19 protein-coding genes are annotated in these 22042 nt (G+C 37.3%); 3 read left to right on the forward strand and 16 right to left on the reverse strand.

Translation table 11 applies throughout. From position 1 onward, the window contains the following. Positions 1-86: 86 nt before the first annotated feature. Positions 87-791, reverse strand: coding sequence for an MIP/aquaporin family protein (locus tag ACSYSF_RS08025; protein WP_489867491.1), 705 nt, complete (start codon positions 789-791; stop codon positions 87-89). 116 nt (positions 792-907) lie between these two features. After that, positions 908-1246, reverse strand: a complete 339-nt coding sequence (locus tag ACSYSF_RS08030) for a hypothetical protein (protein WP_489867492.1) — start codon at positions 1244-1246, stop codon at positions 908-910. Positions 1247-1389: 143 nt separating this feature from the next. Between ACSYSF_RS08030 and ACSYSF_RS08035 the strand changes: the two genes are divergently transcribed. Together ACSYSF_RS08035 and ACSYSF_RS08040 are read left to right on the forward strand one after the other, a co-directional pair. After that, complete coding sequence (locus ACSYSF_RS08035; protein WP_489867515.1) at positions 1390-2052, forward strand: NAD(P)H-hydrate epimerase; 663 nt, start codon at positions 1390-1392, stop codon at positions 2050-2052. Continuing rightward, positions 2049-3896, forward strand: coding sequence for an FAD/NAD(P)-binding protein (locus ACSYSF_RS08040; protein ID WP_489867493.1), 1848 nt, complete (start codon positions 2049-2051; stop codon positions 3894-3896). The genes ACSYSF_RS08035 and ACSYSF_RS08040 overlap by 4 nt, the downstream gene beginning before the upstream one ends. A gap of 69 nt (positions 3897-3965) precedes the next feature. Here the strand turns inward: ACSYSF_RS08040 and ACSYSF_RS08045 are convergent, their stop codons facing one another. The 5 genes from ACSYSF_RS08045 to ACSYSF_RS08065 form a co-directional block, all read right to left on the reverse strand. Then, positions 3966-5438, reverse strand: a complete 1473-nt coding sequence (locus ACSYSF_RS08045) for an MDR family MFS transporter (protein ID WP_489867494.1) — start codon at positions 5436-5438, stop codon at positions 3966-3968. A gap of 210 nt (positions 5439-5648) precedes the next feature. After that, on the reverse strand, positions 5649-7049 hold the full coding sequence (locus tag ACSYSF_RS08050; protein WP_489867495.1) for an APC family permease: 1401 nt from the start codon (positions 7047-7049) through the stop codon (positions 5649-5651). Positions 7050-7396: 347 nt separating this feature from the next. Then, on the reverse strand, positions 7397-7909 hold the full coding sequence (locus tag ACSYSF_RS08055; protein ID WP_489867496.1) for a GNAT family N-acetyltransferase: 513 nt from the start codon (positions 7907-7909) through the stop codon (positions 7397-7399). Between the two features lie 182 nt (positions 7910-8091). Beyond that, the gene (locus tag ACSYSF_RS08060) at positions 8092-8643 is read right to left on the reverse strand and encodes a 3'-5' exonuclease (protein ID WP_489867497.1); all 552 of its coding nucleotides are present in this window, start codon (positions 8641-8643) and stop codon (positions 8092-8094) included. A gap of 1194 nt (positions 8644-9837) precedes the next feature. Further along, positions 9838-10839: a YeiH family protein gene (locus ACSYSF_RS08065; protein WP_489867498.1), complete on the reverse strand. Its 1002-nt coding sequence runs from the start codon at positions 10837-10839 to the stop codon at positions 9838-9840. 215 nt (positions 10840-11054) lie between these two features. Here ACSYSF_RS08065 and ACSYSF_RS08070 point away from each other — a divergent pair, with 215 nt between their 5' ends. Continuing rightward, complete coding sequence (locus ACSYSF_RS08070) at positions 11055-12116, forward strand: tRNA dihydrouridine synthase (protein ID WP_489867499.1); 1062 nt, start codon at positions 11055-11057, stop codon at positions 12114-12116. 59 nt (positions 12117-12175) lie between these two features. On the opposite strand, the gene ACSYSF_RS08075 is transcribed toward ACSYSF_RS08070, so the two are convergent. The 9 genes from ACSYSF_RS08075 to ACSYSF_RS08115 all read right to left on the reverse strand — a co-directional run bounded on the left by ACSYSF_RS08075 (position 12176) and on the right by ACSYSF_RS08115 (position 21967). Continuing rightward, positions 12176-13546 (reverse strand): NAD-dependent succinate-semialdehyde dehydrogenase, encoded by a 1371-nt coding sequence (locus ACSYSF_RS08075; RefSeq protein WP_489867500.1) that lies wholly within the window; start codon positions 13544-13546, stop codon positions 12176-12178. 138 nt (positions 13547-13684) lie between these two features. Then, on the reverse strand, positions 13685-14623 hold the full coding sequence (locus tag ACSYSF_RS08080) for a YihY/virulence factor BrkB family protein (protein WP_489867501.1): 939 nt from the start codon (positions 14621-14623) through the stop codon (positions 13685-13687). A gap of 149 nt (positions 14624-14772) precedes the next feature. Continuing rightward, positions 14773-15525, reverse strand: a complete 753-nt coding sequence (locus ACSYSF_RS08085; protein ID WP_489867502.1) for a LytR/AlgR family response regulator transcription factor — start codon at positions 15523-15525, stop codon at positions 14773-14775. A gap of 577 nt (positions 15526-16102) precedes the next feature. Further along, on the reverse strand, positions 16103-16315 hold the full coding sequence (locus ACSYSF_RS08090) for a hypothetical protein (RefSeq protein WP_489867517.1): 213 nt from the start codon (positions 16313-16315) through the stop codon (positions 16103-16105). A gap of 14 nt (positions 16316-16329) precedes the next feature. Continuing rightward, a complete protein-coding gene (locus ACSYSF_RS08095) occupies positions 16330-17223 on the reverse strand; it encodes an alpha/beta hydrolase fold domain-containing protein (RefSeq protein WP_489867518.1) in 894 nt (297 codons plus the stop codon). Positions 17224-17297: 74 nt separating this feature from the next. Then, positions 17298-18647 carry an amino acid permease gene (locus ACSYSF_RS08100; RefSeq protein WP_489867519.1) on the reverse strand — a complete coding sequence of 450 codons (1350 nt, stop codon included), beginning with the start codon at positions 18645-18647 and terminating at the stop codon, positions 17298-17300. 172 nt (positions 18648-18819) lie between these two features. After that, positions 18820-19230 (reverse strand): DUF6508 domain-containing protein, encoded by a 411-nt coding sequence (locus ACSYSF_RS08105; RefSeq protein ID WP_489867520.1) that lies wholly within the window; start codon positions 19228-19230, stop codon positions 18820-18822. A gap of 71 nt (positions 19231-19301) precedes the next feature. Further along, positions 19302-20738 (reverse strand): glutamate--cysteine ligase, encoded by a 1437-nt coding sequence (locus ACSYSF_RS08110; RefSeq protein WP_489867521.1) that lies wholly within the window; start codon positions 20736-20738, stop codon positions 19302-19304. A gap of 83 nt (positions 20739-20821) precedes the next feature. Then, positions 20822-21967, reverse strand: a complete 1146-nt coding sequence (locus tag ACSYSF_RS08115; protein WP_489867522.1) for an AI-2E family transporter — start codon at positions 21965-21967, stop codon at positions 20822-20824. Between the last annotated feature and the right edge of the window lie 75 nt (positions 21968-22042).

Below are 22042 nucleotides of genomic sequence, written 5' to 3' on the forward strand. Positions count from 1 at the left end.
ACAAAAAACTCGTAAAATTGGCACAAAAGTCAATTTTACGAGTTTTATTATGTTTTAAAATAAAATTTTTATTCTAAATGATTGCTTTATTCTTCTGAACCAAGTCCATACTTTGCAACCAATGCAGCTAAGGCACCACCAACCAAAGGTCCAATCAAGTATGCACCAATGTGTGTCAAAGCAGTAGCTGAACCAAACATTGCAAAGAAGATAGCAGGTCCAAATGAACGTGCTGGGTTCAATGAAGCACCAGTAACTGAAACACCAACAACGATCAATGCAGCCAATGTAAGACCAATGATCATTGGGGCAGCAACTGCAGATGCTGAAGCCTTCTTAGATGTAACCATCAAGATAACTAGGACAAACAAGAATGTCAAAATGCACTCGATAGTCGTTGCACCCATAAATGAAACGGGAGCAGTGTAATCAGTTTGACCAAAACCAACTTGCTTAATCATTGTGGCGTTTGCTCCAACACCCTTCATGATAGCCCAAACAACAGCTGAACCAGCGATACCACCGATAAGTTGTGAAATCACGTAACCAACAAATTGGCTCCATGAAATACGACCGTTCATAGCAGCACCCAAAGATACGGCTGGGTTAAAGTGTCCACCTGAAATTGGACCAAATGCATAAGCACCAGCTGCTAAAGCGATACCGAATGCCAAGGCAACAGGAAGTGGACCTGTTTGTAGGCCGACCAATACGACAGTACCAGTACCTACGGCGACTAACATCAACGTTCCAAAGAACTCCGCTAGATATTTACGCATATTACTTTCCATAATTGATAATTGCTCCTTAAAAAAATTACTTCGCTTACACAACGAAATTATAAACTATCTATATACTATATAACACTATTGCACTTAAAATCAGCTTTATTAACTAATCTTTAAATTTAACGGCCAATAATCTTCAATGCATCTTCGTCCAAAGTGTACCATGTATTGGTAGCATTGGCCTCAAATTGTTGAATAAAATCAGGACCATCTTCCTTAGGTTCAGCTGCACCAACAACTTCATTATCCATACCATAAATTTCTAGGCTACTAAAGTTTTCGTCCCAGCGAACAGTATAATAGTTACCGTCCATTTTCTCATCAACAATTGCTTGGAAGCCGGCTTTTAAAGTTTCTTTAATAACATCTTCTTCTGATACAGTAAAACCACGACCAGCCATCAAAGCGACGCGATCACGAACTTCTTGCATGTCTTCTGGAATCTTATCAGTGTTCACAGTTTCTTTCTCCCTTTTTCTTATTTTATGTTTAAAAAATTATCGTACTAGAAACATTTTAACAGCCAGTTGCGATATAATAAACACTGAACGTCATAATTAATAACCAATATAAAAAATTTACAAGGAGGTTGCTTTTCATGATTGAATCAGTCACCGCACAAGAAATGCAACGATTTAGTCACTACACCACTGATGAAATTGGTGTCCATCCCCTAGTCCTTATGGAACGAGCAGCCATGTCTGTGATAGACGTGCTTGGGGCTGGTACTTTTGATTTAACCAATGTCTTAGTTATTGCTGGTTTAGGTAATAATGGAGGTGACGGTATCGCCATTGCTCGTATGTTGACCCAAAAAGGGGTTAATGTAGACTTGCTATTACTAGGTGATGAACATCGTGCGACAGCTAACACAGCCAAGCAATTAGAAATTGCTCGTAATTATGGCATTGAACCACACAATCGTGTCCGCGATTTCCGCCATTACACAGTAATTGTAGATGCCTTATTTGGTGCCGGTCTATCAAAGCCAGTTCCTGTAAAGCTCGGTGACATGATTAAACGTGTTAACTCAGCAAATATTCCCGTTGTCTCAGTTGACATTCCTTCAGGACTTCATGCAACAACCGGTAGTATTTTAGGTTCAGCAATTCGTGCGACAGCAACTGTCACTTTTGCTTATCCTAAAAAAGGTCTCTTACAAAAAGAAGGCCTAAAACGTTCTGGTAATATCTATGTTAAAGACATTGGGATTTATTCACCAGACGAATTATCAGATTTTAAGAAAGAGAGCAGCAACCCATGAAAATTGTTCTAGTTGGTGCCGGACCACGTAATCTAACTTTATTAGAACGCCTTATGTCTTATGCTAAAGGAACCATCGAACCAGTTGAAATAACACTATATGATAGTTTTCCAATTGGTGGTCGCGTTTGGAATCCGGACCAAGACCCAACCTTTTTGATGAATACTGTGACACGTCAATTAACGTTATTTCCAGATCCATCAGTACCAAACCATGCCGCAACGGCAACTTATGGTCCTAATTTCTATGAGTGGGCCGTAACGTATGGTAAAGAATATATCAAACGCCGTAACTTCATTAATGAAGATTATTTCCTTGATGAAATTGCGCGTATCAATCCAAATCGCTTTACTTCACGTGCCCTTTTCGGTGCATATGGTCAATGGTTTTATGAACGTCTAGGTTCACAAGTACCTGGTAACGTCATTTTGTCTTATGAACGTAAACAAGTCACAGATGTTAATCAACAAGATGAACAATATCTTGTGACCTTAGACGATGGTAATTCGTTTGTTGCCGATAAAGTTATCTTAGCCACTGGTATGACTGATAGTAGCTTATCACCTGAACAACAAGCGTTCGCGGATGCAGCTGAAGTAAATAAACGTATGCTATATGTTCAACCAACTCATCCTGCTGAAGCACCATTGGATGAAATTCCTGCTCGCCAAAAAGTTGTTCTTCGCGGCTTAGGTTTGAGCTTTTTTGATTATCTTGCTAAATTAACCGTTGGTCGTGGTGGCCGTTTCGCGCGTGATAACAATAGCGTTTTGTACTACCTACCTTCTGGTCAAGAACCACATATTATTGCTGGTTCACGTCATGGCCTACCATTACATGCTCGTGGTATTAATCAAAAAACCAATGCTGGTTATAAGCCAACCTTCTTTACCAGCAAAAACTTAGATAAGTTGGCAGCTGAAAACAATGGTGAGCTTTCATATGATGCCTTTTTCAACTTACTTAGAAAAGAATTGGAATACAAGCATTATAAGAATACCATCAACGATTTTGGAATCACTTGGCCATTTAATGCTGATCATTTTATGGATGCTTTGGCTGAAAGTGACGACTTAAACGCGACTGCCCGTCAATTTGGTGTTGCTGAAGAGTATATTATGGATTGGCAACGTATCCTTGATCCCGTGGCTGATGTGCCTGAAGAAGTTGAGTATAGTGATTTCATGATGAATTACTTAACATGGGATATCAATGATGCTTACAAGGGAAATAACGACGCTCCTTATGCTGGTGCGTTTGATATGCTGCGTGATATCCGTTCGGTCATTCGTCATTACCTAGATGCTGGTTATCTTAATGGGGATGAATATGAAAAGTTCTTAAATCATTTCAATTCATTCAATACATTAATTTCAGTTGGTCCACCAATTTTGCGAATTGAGCAAATGCGGGCACTAATTGAAGCTGGTTTACTAACGGTTGCTGGTCCTGGTTTGCATGTTAACATCCAAGATACGCATTTCGTTGCCACTGATAGTCGAGAAAATCGCTGGGTTGTTAATAACTTAGTCGAAGCCCGCTTATCACCTGTTTCATTAAAGTACACAACGAATCCATTGATGGCTAACTTGCGTGATCATGGACTACTCAGCGAAGCAACTTATACACGTTCAGATGGTTCAACTTATTCTGTCGGTGGAACTCGTATGAATAAGGAAACGCTGACCGTTATTGATACTAACGACGAAGAAGTACCAGGTCTCTTCATTTGGGGTGTCCCAACAGAAGGCTGGTCATGGTTTACCACCTTCTCACCTCGTCCCGATATTGCTGATAAGAATTTAAGCGATGCTGAAAACATTGCGCATACAATTTTTAGTTAAATAAAAAGAGGACGCCATAGATGATATTTAAAATATCATCTATGGTGTCCTTTATTTTTTCGTGTTTGTTTATTGCACAACACCTTGATCTTGGTGCTTTAAATTGTAGATAAACGCAATCACCATGCAAACAACTGCTAGTAAGAAAATGTTTCGTAAACCAGTATGGTAAATATTATGCATTATCGGTACTAATTTATTAGGTAACTCACTCACTGTATGCGGATTAATCATTTTATTGAACATATCAACATTCAAGTGTGCCTCTGGATGGGTGGTAATGCCATGTTGCAATGAACGATTCATCACGATTCCAAAGATTGAAACGAAAATACTTTGTGATAAACTACGAACCAATGTATTAAATGACGTTGCCATACCAATATGTTGGCGTGGTACCACACTTTGTGAAATGATAGTTGAACCAGTCACCGTAATACCGAAACCGATACCCAAGAATACACCAACAATCAAGAATACAAAGAACGGTACGTTGGTTGGTAAAAAGGCAACAACCGTACCACCAACAACTAACAAGCCCATACTAGTCATCAAAATCTTTTGTGGGGTCATTCGAGACAACATTTTACCCGCAAAGAATGATCCGACAATCCAGAATATTGAACTAGGCGTTGTGGCAAACCCAGCCAACGTTGCTGGCAAACCTAGAATTCCTTGAGTCCATGAAGGTACATACACATCAAAGGCAATCAAGAATATCGACATCATACCAACCGCAAAATTCTGAATAGCAAATGTTGGATTTTTAAACAAGTCCAATAAAATAATTGGGTCAGCAGCGCGTTTCTCTTGGCGAATAAACAAAATTAAGCCGATAACCGCCATCGCGAAGACAACCGTAACTGCAACTGCATTAATATGTTTTTTGTTGATTAATTCAACACCGTATAAGATACCTGAAATCGTGACTGATAACCAAACAATTCCCCATACGTCTAAGCGACTTTGAACAACTTGCTTATCTTCCTTCAAGAAAATCATAATAAGCACCATTGATAATAGCCCAAATGGTAAATTAATAAAGAATACCCAGCGCCAGCTTAAATTATCAACGATTAAACCACCTAATAATGGTGCAACAACTGAGGCAATTCCCCAGGCTGAATTATTAATTCCCATTATTTGAGCACGCTTTTCTGGTGGGAAAATATCAGCAATAATCGTATTCGATATTGGTAATACCGCTCCAGCACCAACACCTTGAATGGCACGCCAAATAATCAATTGTGGCATACTACCTGAAAAACCACTCAAAATTGATCCAGCTAAGAATAAAACTAGCCCCGTGATAAATATAGGTTTACGACCAATATTATCAGCTAATTTTCCATAAATTGGCGTTGTCAAAGTACTCGTCATCAAAAAGATTGAAAAAACCCAATTCATGATTGAGATACCATGCAACTCACCAACAATTGTTGGCATCGCTGTTGAAACAATGGTTCCCTCTATTGCACTTAAGAAAGTTGCAATAAACAAAGCGAACGTCACCATTCCTTTATTTGTTCTTCCCTTTTCCAAAACTCATGCTCCTATTTCATAAATTCCATTAACAATCAATATTAGCACAATGCCAATATTTCCTACAAGCACATCTCATTAAGTTTCGAAATATTTGCAAATTTAGGCAAAAAAAGAGTTGGAACATAAAATTCCAACCCTTCGGTGCTAAAGTCATTTGAATTATAAGCCTGTCATTTTTATAGTGTAAACGCGCTTTTATCTCGCTCTCTACTTATTCATTCTAGAGTGACGAATACCATACGTTAAATACAAAACCAAGCCAACGATAAACCAGATAGCAGCAGCAATTAGGGTTTCTGCATGCAATTGGGTAATCAAGAAAGCTGATAACAATGCTGAAACAATTGGCATCACTGGATAACCAGGCATTTTGTAACCATCATGCTTCACATCTGTTCGATGACGTAATGGAATAATTCCCAATGAAACAACCACGAAGGCTAACAACGTTCCCACGTTAACCAAGTCAACTAACTTATCCAATGGTACCAAACCACTGAAGAGGGCAATGACAATCGTTGCGACTGCTAATGCTCGATTAGGATTACCATGCTTGTTCACCTTACCCATACCACCTGGCAATAGTCCATCACGGCCTACTGCATAAATCAAACGTGATGCGGCATAAGTCATGGTGTACATCATCGTAGCCATTCCAATCAACGCTCCGATAGTAATAATTAATGATGCCCAATTTTGACCAACTTGTTGTAGCGCGTAAGCTGCCGGATCAGCCACATTCAACTTTGAATAGTGCACCATTCCAGTTAGGACCAAGCCCATCAAGCCATACAATACCGCTGCGACAATTAACGTACCAATAATACCAATTGGCATATTACGCTTTGGATTCTTCACTTCGGCTGCTGATGATGACAATGCATCGAATCCTAAGAAAGCGAAGAAAACCATTGATGTTCCAGTAATCACACCTTGCCAACCAAACGCACCGTTAACACGTTCAGGAATTAGAGGGTGATAATTACTGCTCTTTACGAAGAAGAAACCTATCACGATAAACGCAATGATGATGACCAACTTCAATACAACCATTGCATTTTCAACACGCTTTGATTGACGCATACCACCATGTAGCAATAAACCAATCAATAACACAATAACGACCGCAACAATATTGATATACGTACCATGCGCTGGATCATATGCACCTGACAATGCCGTTGGAATTTTAAAGAATGGCGACATTAGATTAGCAAAATAAGCTGACCAACCGGTTGAAACAGCTGAAACACTCAACATGTACTCTAAAATTAATGCCCAACCAAGCACCCAGCCAACAACTTCACCAAAGACCACATTACCGTATGAATAAGCTGAACCGGCAACTGGCATGGCCGTTGACATTTCTGAATATGCCATTGCAACTAAACTAGAAACCAATGCTGCTAAAATAAAACTAAAAATAATTGCTGGACCAGTTGTCGTTGCTGCAACCGTTCCTGGTAAAACGAAAATTCCTGATCCAATCACCGCACCAATTCCTAGCGCCATTAGATCTTTTGCATTCAATGTTTTCTCAAAATTCTCATCACTACTAATATAAGTATCTAATGATTCCTTTTGGAACATTCTCCGCCATACTCCCATAGGTCCTCCCTTTATGTAGACGATAACTAAACCACATGCCATGACCACAAAAAAACACGTACAAGATAACTAATCAGTATCCAATACGTGTCTATGCAGAATATGCATATCAGGCTAACCCTTTGATTTCACACATTTGGATACTTTACCGTCACCCAAATGTTCAGCGCAAATAACTTCACGCATAATTCGGACGACTAACCGAAATACGTAAAGTAACTAAACGCTTGTGTTACTGACAAATGATTTTGCATATCTACATTTCCTTTTCTTTTATTTTACTTTGTTTAGGATAAGCCTATTCTAGCCCAAAGTCAAACGTTTTATGAAAAAAATCTAATAGAAAATTAATCTACTAATAATTGGTAACCTAATCGATCACCAAATTCAAATGGCACCATGCCTCTATATGTAAAAGCTGTCTTGCTAATGACATTTTGCATAATAATATTCTCTGGAAAAGTATCAATGCGAATGTCACGATAACCACGTGCCCGAGCTAGGTTAACTAAATCACGCGTCAAAGTCTTACCAATGCCTTTACCGCGAATGTGTGAATTAATCGTAACACGATGAATAGCCACATATTCAGGTTCTTCACCTGCCCAATCACCTTGTAAAATTTCATATTCTTCTTCAGGTCCAGGAACTAATGATCCATAGCCAGCGACTTGACCATCATAGATCAAAACAATTCCCCACCCGTTTTCAATATCTTTTTTGAACATTTCCTCATTAGGGGCACCTGCACCTTGCCATTGTGAAGCACCTTGTTCACCTAAATATGCAACGCCATCTTGGAATGCAGACCAAATTTCTGGAAAATCAGTCATTTGAGCTGGTCTAGTGTACATTAACATAATCATATCCTCCGCATTGTCATTATTAATAAATAATAATAGTACGTTTCTTATTTAATCCCTACTAATCTAATAAATAGCAGAACATTATATTAACAAATCCAGTCCCAAAACCCAATACTTTTTAAATAAGAATTTATCTAATTTTTCCTGAGGAACTATCCAAATTGGCATTTTTTAAATTAAGCCCACGCTTGTTTCATTGCAAGGAAGATGGCTAACGTCGCTTTTGAATCAGGTAAAGCACGATGTTTTTGATCGCTCAAATCGACCTGATAAAGTTCAGCTAAATCCTTAAGTGATATATCTTGCGGATTACCACTAATTGCCCCATATATCTGTTGCGTATCGTATAACTTGCCACGCGTATCCCATTTGCCTAGATTATTATGCTGTAACCCCTCTTTAATTAGTTGAGCATCCCCATCAACAATAGCATGGCCAACGACCGCATAATCACCAATAAACCGCATAAAACGACTAAGTGCACGTTCTTCAGAAATACCATGACGGATCATATCCAACGTAATCCAACCATCTTTACCGCCCATCGCTTTACTAATATATTTAAACGACTTCATGGCACTACCCACTGGTGGATTATTCACAATGACTGAAAATTTTTCAATACTTTTATTATCGGTTATCTTAATTGCCCCAATTTCGATAATTTGATTACTACCATTCATTTCCAAATCAAAGACAACGTAATTTTTTAAATCAGTAAATAACATGTTTTGATTCCTTCCCCCTACTAAATTAAATATTACTTGCTAATAATCTGTTGCAAAAATATTTATTATGAATCCATTGTATCAAGATTATCGCTAATACAATAACTTTCAACTTGTGTAAATAAAAAATCTACTAATAGTGTATTTTGGACGTCTTTGCGGACGTTCGCGTCTTTAATATAACGATTGTGGCTCCGATTAATAGTACTACGCGTGATTTTCCCATGTATCATCAATTGACAAGTAGTCGAAATTATTGCTTTATATAAATTATTATTTAGTATTGATTCGGCTTAACAAGGTTACTTATGAATATAAACGTAAAAATAGACCCTCATTTCTATAGTTTAGAGATGAGAGTCATTTTAGAAAGCTTTTCGAGGGGAGTTTTTTAATTATCGCCCCTTGAATTAATTATTTTTAAGATTTAGTACTTCATGGAAACTTGCTGAAGAATTACTTATTTAACTGAACCCCGTAAGTTTCGGAAATTACTCCAACTTACGGGGTTCAGTTCAAGTGCCTTTTTTTTACCTGCTGATATTTGTTATGCTGCAGTATCAGTTAATTTTTTCATGTTACTATCATCCCAGAATAATAATAACCTAGAAATTAAAAAATATCTATGCATATTATAGAATTGAAATATTAAGTAGAGCGATATTCAATGACCCCCACATTATATTGATTCCTGGTCCATATAAATTAATTTGTAAAGTCCATAAATATTCACTAATGGATATTAAAAATAAAATAAACAGCCAAAATTTGCTTGAGCTTAATAATGCAAGTATATATCTCATATAAAGCGCTCCTTTAATGTTAAAATAATAGTCTCATATATAAATAGCATTTATAACAATCGAATATCAGTTTACACATATAATCTTTTATAAGTATATCATTTAGTGGATAATTTGTTGGTGTTTCAGCAAATTCGTAAAAATTTTTCGAAACTTTAATAACATAAAAATTAAATTCATGTTTTATGAAGAAGGTTAGCTGCATTTATTTCTTGCCAGAAAGTAAAGCCTAGTTTAATGAAAAAGAAACCAGTCAAGTCTATACATCAGTCCATACTTCCACTAAGTGAAAAACAAGCTTATAAAGAAGAGATAATTACTTGCCTAATAGTTAAAAAAGTTGGAACAAAATAAAATGTCCCAACCTGTGTTTATTAAAATTGTTTAGAGTTTAACGCATCAACAAGTAAATCAAACCAAGGGCAACAACAACTTGGAAGATGATGGTAACCAAACCATAACCCATGAACTTAACACCTGATGACTTGATAGTTGACCACTTTAGATTCAAACCAATTCCAGCCAAGTTAACAACGCCGAAGAAGCTCGTAACTTGTTGTGCTGAACTAGTTAATACATGTGGTAATGAAACAACTGAATTAATCAACATAAAGATGATAAATACAATCACAAACCATGGAATACTAAACTTTGATTTTGTAGCTGCACCAGTAGTTGCTGATTGATTTGATAATTTCGTAGCATGTTGTGCCATAAAAATAACAACGACTGAAAGCATAATCACACGCAACATCTTGAAAATTGGGGCATATGTTACAACACTACCACCAACCAATGATGCTGTACCAGAAACTTGACCAACTGATTGTACAGTACCACCGATTAGGGCACTGACCATCATATTATCTGGTAAGATAGCTGGGCCAATAACTGGCAAAACAAATAGCAATACAACTCCGGCTAATGAAACTGTTGCAACAGTTGTCCGTCGTTGATCATCAGTAGCCCCAACAGCTGGCGCAACTGATGCAATCGCACTCGAACCACACACAGCGTTTCCAGCACCCATCATCATTGCAGATTGTGGTGATACCTTAAAGACACGACCACCAATCCACATAACGAACATAATCGTCAACGTCATTTGTAGCAAAATAAAGATAACACCACCCCAACCAAGTGATTCCATATTTTGCAACGTTACATTTAACCCTAAGCAAGCGATACCAATCTCAATTGGATACTTTTCTGCCCATTTAACACCAGCACCCCAGCGTTGATTAGCAAATACTGTATTTCCTAAAACAATTCCCGCTAGCATGGCTAATGCCTCAGCACCCAATGTTGGCAATAGTGGTGACAACAGTTTTGCAACTAAAGCTAATGCAAAAGTTAGCAAAATTCCTGCTACCATATTCTTCTTAATTTTCATACAAACTCCTTCAAACATTTAACACTAAAACAAATTTATTATACACCTTAATTTTTGAAATACTTCATAAAAAAACTGATAAATTCTCGGGTTTTATGCACTTTTTACAAGTTAGTATCTTGAAAATTATACAAAATATCGATAATATGGATAAGGTTTAGAAGGAAAATTTTGTACATAAAAAATACATATTTCATTATGAAAGGAATTTAAAAATGGTCGAAACAAAATCAGCTTATTGGCAAAAAGTTGTCGATGATGCCCAAAAACACCCTGCCGTTCCCGGTCTTGAAAAAATCCCATTTTTCACCATGGCACCAATGGAAGCTGTTACTGATTCGGTTTTCCGTCGTGTTGTCGCTAAAGCTGGAGGTCCTGACGTATACTTTACTGAGTTTACTAACGCACGTAGTATTACGCATCCAAAAGCAAAATTCACAGTACAAGGTCGTCTATACGTTGCAGAATCAGAACAAATGCCCGTTGCGCAACTATGGGGTAACCGCCCAGAAGATTTCGAAGCAGCTAGTTATGATTTAAAAGAACGTGGTTACAAAGCACTCGACCTGAACATGGGTTGCCCTGCCGCAACCGTTGTTAAAAACGGTGGTGGTTCTGATTTAATTCGTCATTTTGACGATGCTAAAAATGTTATTGCGGCTGCTAAAGCGGCTGGCTTAGCCGTTTCTGTTAAAACGCGTCTTGGTTTCAACCAACTCGATACAATGGAAGAATGGATTCCATTCTTGTTAAAGCAAGACATTCCACTATTAACCGTACATATGCGTACTCGTAAAGAGATGTCTAAAGTACCTGCTCACTATGAGTACATTGATCGTTTGATTGCATTACGTGACGAAATTGCTCCTAATACATTGTTACAAATTAATGGTGATATCAAGGATCGTGAAGATGGTCTTGAATTAGTTCGTCAACACCCTGGTATTGATGGCATTATGATTGGTCGTGGTATTTTTGAAAATCCATTTGCCTTTGAAATTGCACCTCGTGAGCACACACTTGATGAAACATTAACATTATTACGTATGCAACTTGATCTTTATGATCAATTCACTGCTGAATTTGGTCCCATGCATTTCCAAAAGCTAAAGCGTTTCTTTAAAATCTACGTGCGTCATTTTTCATACGCCTCAGATTTACGCGTCGCTTTAATGGACACAACCAATACAACGCAAGTCCGTGAATTGCTTGATAAATTCGATGAGCAATGGGCTGCTCAAAAAGCTTCTGATACCATTGCGATTACAAATAAATAATTAACATAAAAAAGCAACTTCCGATAAAAATCAGAAGTTGCTCTTTTTGTAACTAATTTTTACTTAGTTGGTTCAAAAATCAAATGCTCGTTAACAAAGGCATTCAATCCTAACTCACTCAACTCACGTCCATAACCAGAATTCTTTACACCACCGAATGGCAATTCAGGTAATGAAGCCCATCCAGAGTTAATGAATGACATTCCAGTCTCAATTTGAGCTGCAACACGTTGTGCGTGTTCGATGTCACTTGAGAAGACTGTGTTACCTAGACCATAACTTGAGTCATTAGCCAAAGCAATTGCTTCTTCTTCTGAGTTAACCTTGTAAACTGAGGCAACTGGACCGAACATCTCTTGGTTGTATACTGGGTTATCCTTTGTAATATCAGTTAAGATAGTTGGCTCAAAGAAGAATCCATCCCCACCAACTGGATCTTGACGGTAAACTAATGTAGCACCACCATCAATAGCTGATTGTACTTGCTTTTGTAGCTTTTCTTGGGCACCCTTTGATGACAATGGTGCAACATCAGTAGCTGGATCCATTGGATCACCTAACTTAGCCTTTGAGAAGCCTTCCTTTAGGATATCAATGAACTCGTCATACTTGTCAGCCATCACAATGAAACGCTTTGATGACGTGCAGACTTGTCCTGCATTGTACAAACGAGCACCTGGTGCAACTGCCTTCACTTCATCCCAGTCAGCATCGTCCAAAATGATAAAGGCATCATTACCACCTAGTTCCAAGGTTGACTTCTTTAGTGCGTCACCAGCTTCTTTGGCAACGGCAGCACCACCACGTTCAGAACCAGTCAAGCAAACACCGGCAACACGTGGATCATGGATAGCCTTTGAAACCAAGTCATAATCAATAAACAAGTTGGTCAATGCTCCCTTTGGCGCACCAGCTTCCAAAGCGATATCAGCAAACAATTGTGCTGATTGGGCACAGATTGATGCGTGCTTTAAAATCATTGGATTTCCAACAATAAAGTTTGGTGCAAATACACGAACTACTTGATATAGTGGGAAATTCCATGGCTCAACAGCCACGATAATTCCTGTAGATTGCTTGATGTAGTGTGCCTTTCCAGCAGGTGTTTCTAATGGCGTATCAGCCATGAATTCTTCACCCTTCTTAGCATAGTAAGAAACAATGTTTGCACACAAGTCAACTTCACCTTCAGCTTCAGTCAGCAACTTACCCATATCGTAAGTCATTGCTTTTGCTAATTCTTCCTTGTGTTCAAGGATTGCATCAGCAATCTTTGCCAAAATGTCAGCACGTTCTTTAACTGATGTTTGACGCCATGACTTATATAGTTCATGACCAGTTGCTAAAGCTTGCTCTAAATCTTCTGCGGTTGCGTTTTCAAATTCCTTTAATACTTCTCCTGTATATGGATACGTCGTTTTATATGCCATATTTTCCCCCTAACATAAATAACAAACACTTACTACGCAAACTATTATAACGCCAAAAGCAAGAAACCGCTTACATTTTTTACTAAAATAAAAATGTTCTCCTAGATTTTATACTAGAAAGAACATTAAATCGTTATTCTACCGCCGTTTTGGCCGCTTATTACGACTAGAAACTTTTTGGACTGCACCATTTGGTTCCTGCCCTGATAGACGCTTTGCTTCTCTTGGCACTTCGTCTACTGGGTTCAAGGTTGTTTCAAACAAACCTTCAAGCCATGCAATCAAAATTTGGCCAATTATTAAAATGGTTCCAATCAAATTAATATAAACAATTAGTACCAACAATGATCCTAATGACTGGTAAAAACCAGCATTCTTAACTGTAAATTGCGCATACCATCCAAATGAATAGTTGACCAGAATAAACAAAACAACTTCAATTCCTGAACCAATAATTAATGGTTTCAATGCAATTCTTTTTGCTGGCATTGTTGCATTCAATAAACCAATAATGATCCACATACCAATTAAGGTAATCAACCAACGTTGTTGGGTAATAATTTCAAGCCATCGGACACCTGGTATCGCTGCAATAATAGCTGGTAGCATTGCACTAATAATCATAACTAATGCAGCTGCAATGATAATAACCAATAGCCACAAAAAACTAAATACACGCGTCAGCATACCGCTAACTTTTTCAGGCACATCATAAATAGCATTAAATGACTTACGAATAATTGCTAAAACTGAACTAGCGGCCCAAAGAGTTGTCACAATTGAGAATGATAGAATTCCAACCCCACCTTTTAATACTGATTTTATAATCGGTGTTAAAACGGAAGTCACGTTGCTAGGTAAGTGTTCTGCTAATAATTTGATTAGCTCATTAGCGTTGATTCCTGCCAAACCAGCAACAGCACCAACACTCATTAGGATTGGTACTAGCGATAGCAAAGTATAATATGCAATTGTTGGGCCAATCATTTTAAGATTGCCACGTTGAAAATACGTTTTAAGTTGTTCGATTTGAAATTTCTTTGTCAAACGGTGAACATCCACAAGTACTTGTCTCATGTTGCCTCCTGAATAATTAAATTTATATCCAGTATGGCAATATTTAATATAGATAGCAAATATTAAAGCGCATTTTTTGACAGATTAATGCCACTTTTAGGATTTTTTAAAGACAATTATCCCTATCAGGAACAAAACATTGTGAATCATCAATTTTCTAATAATTTCTTTAAGTGTTTTTTTCTGCGAACTGATAAAGGACACCATATTTGATTATTTGAATCAAAATAAACCTTACTTTCTTCTATATCAATATAGGTTATCGCTAGTGGATTTATAATAAAACCTTTGTGACACCGAAAAAGCGTCGAATATTTTTTCTCAATATTTAATAATGAATCATTAATTTCAATAACTAAATTTTTGGCATGTATCTTCACACGGTTAACACGATTAGGGGTAGAGGCAATATACATAATTTCTGCTAATGGGATATCATAATAACAATTACGCAATTTATATACAAAACGATCCGTATTGTTTCTCATTTGCACAACCGTGCGCTTCAAGGCAATTGTAATATCAGCACGAATTGCTGCTTCAACTTCATTTTGATTTTGTTTCTTTGAAATACAATCTAATGCTGCCAAACGTTTTTTGACTGTAATAATACTTATTTCCTGAAACTCTGTGAAAAACACGATATTTGCTAAAGGTAAACAATTTCGAATGTGCTCACCGAACTCTATCCCCGTTAACCCATCTTGCTGTAATTCACTATCCAAGAAAAATAAAACATTCTGTGGTTGCACAACTGCAACGTAGTTTTTGACTGCTTTCATTTCATTCGTTGCTAATTTAACGGTCGTATGTAGATTTTCAAATGTTGTATATCGTGTGATAAAATCAGTGAACCATGCTAATTGCGCTTGATTCTTTTCCAATATTATTATGTCTAACATCTTCCCTCCTCCACCATTTCAAGTCAGTTTAATCAATACTCTATTTTGCCTTATCACTCTTTATTTGTCTGTCAAAACTTCAGCTGTTCATAGTATTCAAACACAAAATATGACCGTCACAATTACTTATCTATGCAATTTATCATATAGTCTTGACCTGATATCAGTGACTATTCATATCTACTATTCCACTGCTGCCTGTTGGTATTAACGAATCGTGTTTTTCTGATACAGCATATGCAAACAAATTAGTGTTTTAAATTTCAAATTAGACCCTATCTCTACATTTTAAAGTCCACCACCACTTTTTTAACCAAATAATTTAACCGTTAAGTTTTAACGATTAAACGTTTATTCAAAGCGTGATCAAAAGCGGGTTGAACCCGGTGTATAACGTTGTTGGGACCAATTATGGTCGGAGCAACGCGCAGGACATGATTGGAGCCAATGCCGTTATATTGAAGGTTCAACTTTTGAGAGCGCGTCTATTCAGAGCGTAAGCAAAGATTCTAGTCCAAACAAAAAAGCTTGAGACAACACATCTCAAGCTTTATAAAAATGTTTCACATGAAACATTTTAGTTTGTTTTGGGTTTGTTTTCTTTCACATAATTCCTAAAACTACCAATAGCTGACACTAAGTCGAACCCTGGCAAAATAATAATGTACACCCACAATGAAAATGAATCTGTTGGACGAAAAATTAAATACCACAAAATATCAATCATTAATTGCATGAACAATTGTTGTGGTGTTGCATGAAAAAATGTTTTACCAAAAGCACCTAACATTCGTTAACCTCAGTTTATAGCCATTTTTGCAAAAAATCGGCTTTCATTTCTGTGTATTCTGGTGTCATGTAAGCACCAGGACCATGACCAGTACCTTCAACAACATGAATTTCAGCACGATCATCACTAACAAACTTACGCGCTGCATCAATCATGTTAACTGTTTGTTGATAAGGTACAATCACATCATTCGTACCAACAAAGGCTAAGATTGGTGGCATCGCTGTACTGAAATAAGTAGCTGGATTGTATTCTTTGACCTTGTCAGGTACATCCTTTGGTGCGCGCTTACCAAACATTTGTCCCTCAAATGATTCTGCCGTTCCAGTTTCAGAGTAGTTTGGCACAACACCACTTTCTTTAAATTGTGGTACAAACTTATCAAACTCATATGGTCCATAAAGCGCAATGATTGCACTTACTTTTTCTGATTGGTCAGCATTTTCACCAAAGTCACGATTTGACATTTCACCGATTGAAGCTGTCACACCAGATAACAAAGCTAAATGAGCACCTGATGATTCGCCCATCAAAGCAATACGTTCTGGATCTAACTGATATTCAGTCACATGTGCGCGAATAAAACGAATAGCTGCTTTTACTTCATAAATTTGAGTTGGAAATGGTGCGTCTTGAATCCAAGTATATGAGATACTTACCACTGCATAACCTTTATCTAACAAGCGTAATGCTGGATCAAGCTTATGTGAACTTTTATCACCAAATACTAAACCACCGCCAAATACATCAACAATTACTGGAAATGGTCCTTGACCCTCATTTGGCAAATAAATATCCAAATCGTGACGTTCTCCCGTCATATAAGGCACATCTTGCCATTGTTGTTTAATATAATCTGTTTTTGCATACGTCCGTGTATAAGGACGTTCAATAAATTTTTCTGCCATCTTATTAAGCCTCCTATCATTCATTCACCTAAACAAAAAGGATAGTTGCTAAACAACCACCCTTTCATAATACACTATTTTTTAGTTTTAATTCGTAAACTTATAACAATCATTATTACAAACCATGCTATTGCTAACACAGTCGTTGGCATCGTATCTCGTGTAAATAGCAAAATCAAGAAGATACCAATTAAGAATGCAATCGTTAAGTAATCAGTATATGGTGCACCAGGCATCTTAAATAATTGCTTACCATTCTTAAAGTCATCTGACTTACGATATTTAACGTGTGCATATACTAACAAAGCATACATCACAACAAACGCTGCTGAAGCAACTGAAGTAACTAAATCAAACGCATTAGCTGGAAAGAAGAAGTTCAACACAACCGCTGCTGCAATCAACAATGCTGAAACGTTAATCGCATTTTTAGGTACATACCGTTTGCTTAGCTTACCAACGTATCCCTTACCATTTGATAATGAGAACAACATGCGGCCTGTCGTAAAGATAGCACTGTTCAATGATGAAGCGGCCGCCGTCAAAACAACGAAGTTAATAATTCCAGCAGCACCAGTGATACCAATTCCGGCAAAGACTTGCACGAATGGTGATTGACCAGCACTATAATTTGTCCATGGTTGAATACACATAATAGCAATAAGTGCACCAATATAGAAAATTAAAATACGTACAATAATTGAATTAATTGCTTTTGGAATATTCTTATAAGGATCTTGCGCTTCAGCTGCGGTCATCCCCACAAATTCAATTCCTAAGAAAGCAAAGAAGACCATCTGGAACGCTGACAACAAATGACTACCACCATCAGCAACAAATCCATGTTGCCATAAGTTACTAATTGTTGTCACTCCCGAAGAAGTCTTGGTGTGCATAATCATCATAATCACACCAGTAGCAATCATAGCTAGGATCGCAATGATTTTAATCATTGAAAACCAAAACTCTGTCTCACCAAAAGCTGCAACAGCAATAATATTAATACAATATAGCGCAGCCAAGAAAATTAATTCCCATATCCAAGTTGGTATATTGGGGAACCAGAACTTCATATAAGTCCCGACGGCCGTTAATTCAGCCATGGCAATGGTTATCCAACCAATCCAATACGTCCACCCAATAATAAATCCAGCCTTCGGACCAACATATTTTTCAATGAATCCAACGAATGTTGCTCGATTAGGATCAGTTAATAATAATTCTCCTAAAGCGCGCATCATCCAGAACATAAATATTCCAACAATTGCGTAAACAAATAATATGGCTGGTCCAGCTGCGCTAATTGACCGGCCTGCCCCCAAGAACAATCCTGTTCCGATTGTTCCTCCTAGAGCAATCATCTCAACATGACGCCCTGATAGACCTCGTTCTAGTTTCTGCGGGGAACCTTTTTGTTGTGACATTTTCACACTCCCTTTTCATAACTACATAATGTTTACGATATTAAAAAAGCATATTACCTAGTATATAAGAATTTTTAGAAATTTCAAAATTTCATCAGATATTTTTAATTTATGACTTAACTAACGTAAGAAAATAAAAAACTGGGACGTTTATGCCCCAGTATCAATTTATTTAATAATTAGGTCCTGGAAAATCAGCCGGTGTTTGTGCTTGCAATCGTTGCAATAACCGCCGAAGAATGCCTTTTTCAAGCATCGCTGCCCACATACCTTCAAGATGCCGTTCGCCATGTATAACTACCGAGGTTACTGCCCTTAGCTCACGAAAATCCTCACTAGTACGTGCAATCATATCAACTTTATCTTCTGGTAGTTGATCCAAATCTTTTTGATGTAACGTCCGATCAAAATTTTGATCATAATAATCAGACCATTCAAACGCCTGCGCTAAAGCAACCATTTGCTCATCATAAACCGGATGTGTTGTCATGTGCTCACCAGTAACCCAAGGGATTTCTTGACCTTCTGCATCAGCTAAAAAGTCATCCCACTTTTTAAAATCAAATGGATGTTGTTTTCTCACTTTTTAATTCCTCCAGTTACTACTATTTTTATGAAGTACCATAGGTTATCATAACACTTATTTAAAGTTAGTTAATGCAATTCTGGAAAAATTTTATTGATTGCAACTGGCTCGGTTATCGTTTCAATGTGATCACCTAATTGCAATACGACTTGTGTTCGGTCATATTTAATAACACGCACACCAGCAATAATCGCATCTCGTATCAAGACATTTAATGGCATTGTGCCAAAGAACTCTTCAAACAACGATGCTTCATTTTCTTTGAAATAAGCTGCCCGTTCATTACCTAATTTAGTTGCCCACGTTTGCATAGCTTCAGCGGTTGGTGCATTGGCAACCATTTTTGCGGCTGGTGTTTTACTTGGCGCCAAAACACGATCCGCAATTAAAGATAATCCATCATTAAAACGCATGCCAAAATGATCCGCTAATTGCGAAATATCCTGCATAATTTTAAGAGCATCTTGCTTATTAGGTAACTGCTCCATAGGCTGTTGTAATGAAATATTATTCGACATCTCATCATTACCTTGTAACACGTCATCAGATAAATCATCATCATTGATTACAAAATAAATAAGTAATAAATGAATCAAATTTAATTCATTTTCAGAAATTCCCGCAATATCAAATGGATTTGTATCCAATAAACGAATTTCTAGATAGTCGACCGTATTATCATCGGCTGTTTTTTTGAAACGAACAGGTCCGTAAATTTCATGTTCTGAAAATAGCTTTCCTTGCGCTAATAATGTTTGAACTTGTTGCTTATAGTGCTCATAATCACCCACATAAGCTAACTTCTCACCACTATCATTCACAAAACCATACTGACTTGTGCGTAATGACCGTACCGGTTGTACCAATTGTGGCGTTCTAGAATCTGTATCATTTAAATTAAATGGCGTTGCACCAAATAAGTAATTAAATAACCATTGATGTGCGACAATTTGACGAGCTAAATGAAAATAAACACGATCTTTAAACACACTAAAATCTTCAGCACCGCTAGCAGTGAATAAATGCTCTAACAAACTGTCGGGTAATGAATAATTTAAATGCAGTCCCGTCATAATTTCATGAGTTGACCCATATTTGTGCATTAACCAATCACGATAATCCTGTACCCAAGTTCGTTCAAACGTTGCATCTAACCACTCCAAATCATCTTTCTTTAATTGTGGTGGCATACTGAGTGGCCAAATCGCTTCGTCGTCCGTCATGTGATGACGTAAAATCCACTCTAATTGCAGCAACCGATCACGGGCCTCTTCAAAAGATCCAACCGCCTCTGTAACCAATTCAGCTTGTGTTTCACTATAATCCGTCTGTAAATAAGGATGCATCTGACGTGAACCAAATTTGTTTGAATGTTTAATTCTACTTAAGCGGCCATCTTTTGTTACACGATGGGCTTCTAGCTCAATTCCAAATTTACCACCACTTAATTCTTTATATAAATTATTGTCTACTATGATTTGTCCTAAATTTAAATTATCTACCATAATAATTTCCCTCATTAAAATCAATAATTAAGTAACAAGGCTGGGACGTTTACGCCCCAGCCTTGCCGTTTCATACTATAATACTATGCTTTTGAATCATTATTAACTTGCGTTGCTGATTCGGAAGTGGTTTTTTGTATATGCCAAAGTTCCCAGGCATAAACAACAACCGTTCTAACAATTGCATAAAATGGTACTGCCAATATCATACCGGCGATACCAGCAATATTACCAGCTGCTAGTAACAACACGATAATCGTCAATGGATGGACATGCAATGATGCTCCCATAACTCTTGGATAAATTAGATTACTATCAACTTGTTGCACAATTAAGACCACCAAGCAAACCCAAATGGCTTGTAGCGGTGAATCGGTAATGGCCACAAACAATGCTGGGACCAAACCAATATATGGTCCCACGTATGGAATAATATTCGTTACGCCGGCGAATACACCTAATAGTAAGGCATACTTTTGACCGATAATAAAATAACCAACTGTTGTAAAGAAACCAACAAAAAGCATCTCCAAAGCTTGACCACTAATGTATTGCGCAACTGTTCGATTCAAACGACCTAAAATATCATTTACACGCGATTGCTGTGTACTAGGCAAAACACGTTGAATAAATGGTGACAACTTATGACCATCATTCAACATATAAATCGTCATAACCGGTACCGTGATCGCTGTAACTGTGATATTAGTTAACTTACCAATAATTGAACTAATACTAGTTGCCATCCCCGCAATAACAGTTTGACCAAACTTTTGTATCTCAGCCTGAATTTTATCGAAATCTAATTTGATGCCATATTCTTTATCAATATTAACTTTGCTAATATCATTAACCAATCCTTGAATCGTATCAACAAAACCAGGGATGTTCCGAATCAAACCGGTAATTTGTTCAACTAAAGTTGGCAATAACATTAAAATCAAGGCGATTATAATACCAACGAGTAATAGCATCACTATCGTAATCGACCAACCACGACTGACGTGTTTTACTTTTCCCAACGGAATCTTTTGCAAAAACCCAACCAATGGATTTAAAACATAAAACAAGAAACCTGAAATAATCAAAGGCACAAAAACTGCCCCAATGAATTGACCAATCGGTTCTATAATAAACTGTAATTTGGTAACAATTAAAATTAATGCGGCAATCGCTAATAATTCAAGCGTCCAAAAAAGAGCTTTTGACCTTTTTAAATAGGCAAACATCGCACCCTCACTTTCATTTTCCCCTAATTATAACAGATTATTGTCCACTCACAATTTTATCGTCTTAACAAATAT

The organism is Weissella sp. ESL1139 (assembly GCF_058506735.1).

Bases quoted from the DNA above. Each gene is read 5' to 3' on its own strand.
- ACSYSF_RS08025 (WP_489867491.1), bottom strand. From the start codon at position 791: ATGGAAAGTAATATGCGTAAATATCTAGCGGAGTTCTTTGGAACGTTG.
- ACSYSF_RS08040 (WP_489867493.1), top strand. From the start codon at position 2,049: ATGAAAATTGTTCTAGTTGGTGCCGGACCACGTAATCTAACTTTATTA.
- ACSYSF_RS08050 (WP_489867495.1), bottom strand. From the start codon at position 7,049: ATGGGAGTATGGCGGAGAATGTTCCAAAAGGAATCATTAGATACTTAT.
- ACSYSF_RS08055 (WP_489867496.1), bottom strand. From the start codon at position 7,909: ATGTTAATGTACACTAGACCAGCTCAAATGACTGATTTTCCAGAAATT.
- ACSYSF_RS08060 (WP_489867497.1), bottom strand. From the start codon at position 8,643: ATGTTATTTACTGATTTAAAAAATTACGTTGTCTTTGATTTGGAAATG.
- ACSYSF_RS08065 (WP_489867498.1), bottom strand. From the start codon at position 10,839: ATGAAAATTAAGAAGAATATGGTAGCAGGAATTTTGCTAACTTTTGCA.
- ACSYSF_RS08070 (WP_489867499.1), top strand. From the start codon at position 11,055: ATGGTCGAAACAAAATCAGCTTATTGGCAAAAAGTTGTCGATGATGCC.
- ACSYSF_RS08075 (WP_489867500.1), bottom strand. From the start codon at position 13,546: ATGGCATATAAAACGACGTATCCATATACAGGAGAAGTATTAAAGGAA.
- ACSYSF_RS08080 (WP_489867501.1), bottom strand. From the start codon at position 14,623: ATGAGACAAGTACTTGTGGATGTTCACCGTTTGACAAAGAAATTTCAA.
- ACSYSF_RS08085 (WP_489867502.1), bottom strand. From the start codon at position 15,525: ATGTTAGACATAATAATATTGGAAAAGAATCAAGCGCAATTAGCATGG.
- ACSYSF_RS08090 (WP_489867517.1), bottom strand. From the start codon at position 16,315: ATGTTAGGTGCTTTTGGTAAAACATTTTTTCATGCAACACCACAACAA.
- ACSYSF_RS08095 (WP_489867518.1), bottom strand. From the start codon at position 17,223: ATGGCAGAAAAATTTATTGAACGTCCTTATACACGGACGTATGCAAAA.
- ACSYSF_RS08100 (WP_489867519.1), bottom strand. From the start codon at position 18,647: ATGTCACAACAAAAAGGTTCCCCGCAGAAACTAGAACGAGGTCTATCA.
- ACSYSF_RS08110 (WP_489867521.1), bottom strand. From the start codon at position 20,738: ATGGTAGATAATTTAAATTTAGGACAAATCATAGTAGACAATAATTTA.
- ACSYSF_RS08115 (WP_489867522.1), bottom strand. From the start codon at position 21,967: ATGTTTGCCTATTTAAAAAGGTCAAAAGCTCTTTTTTGGACGCTTGAA.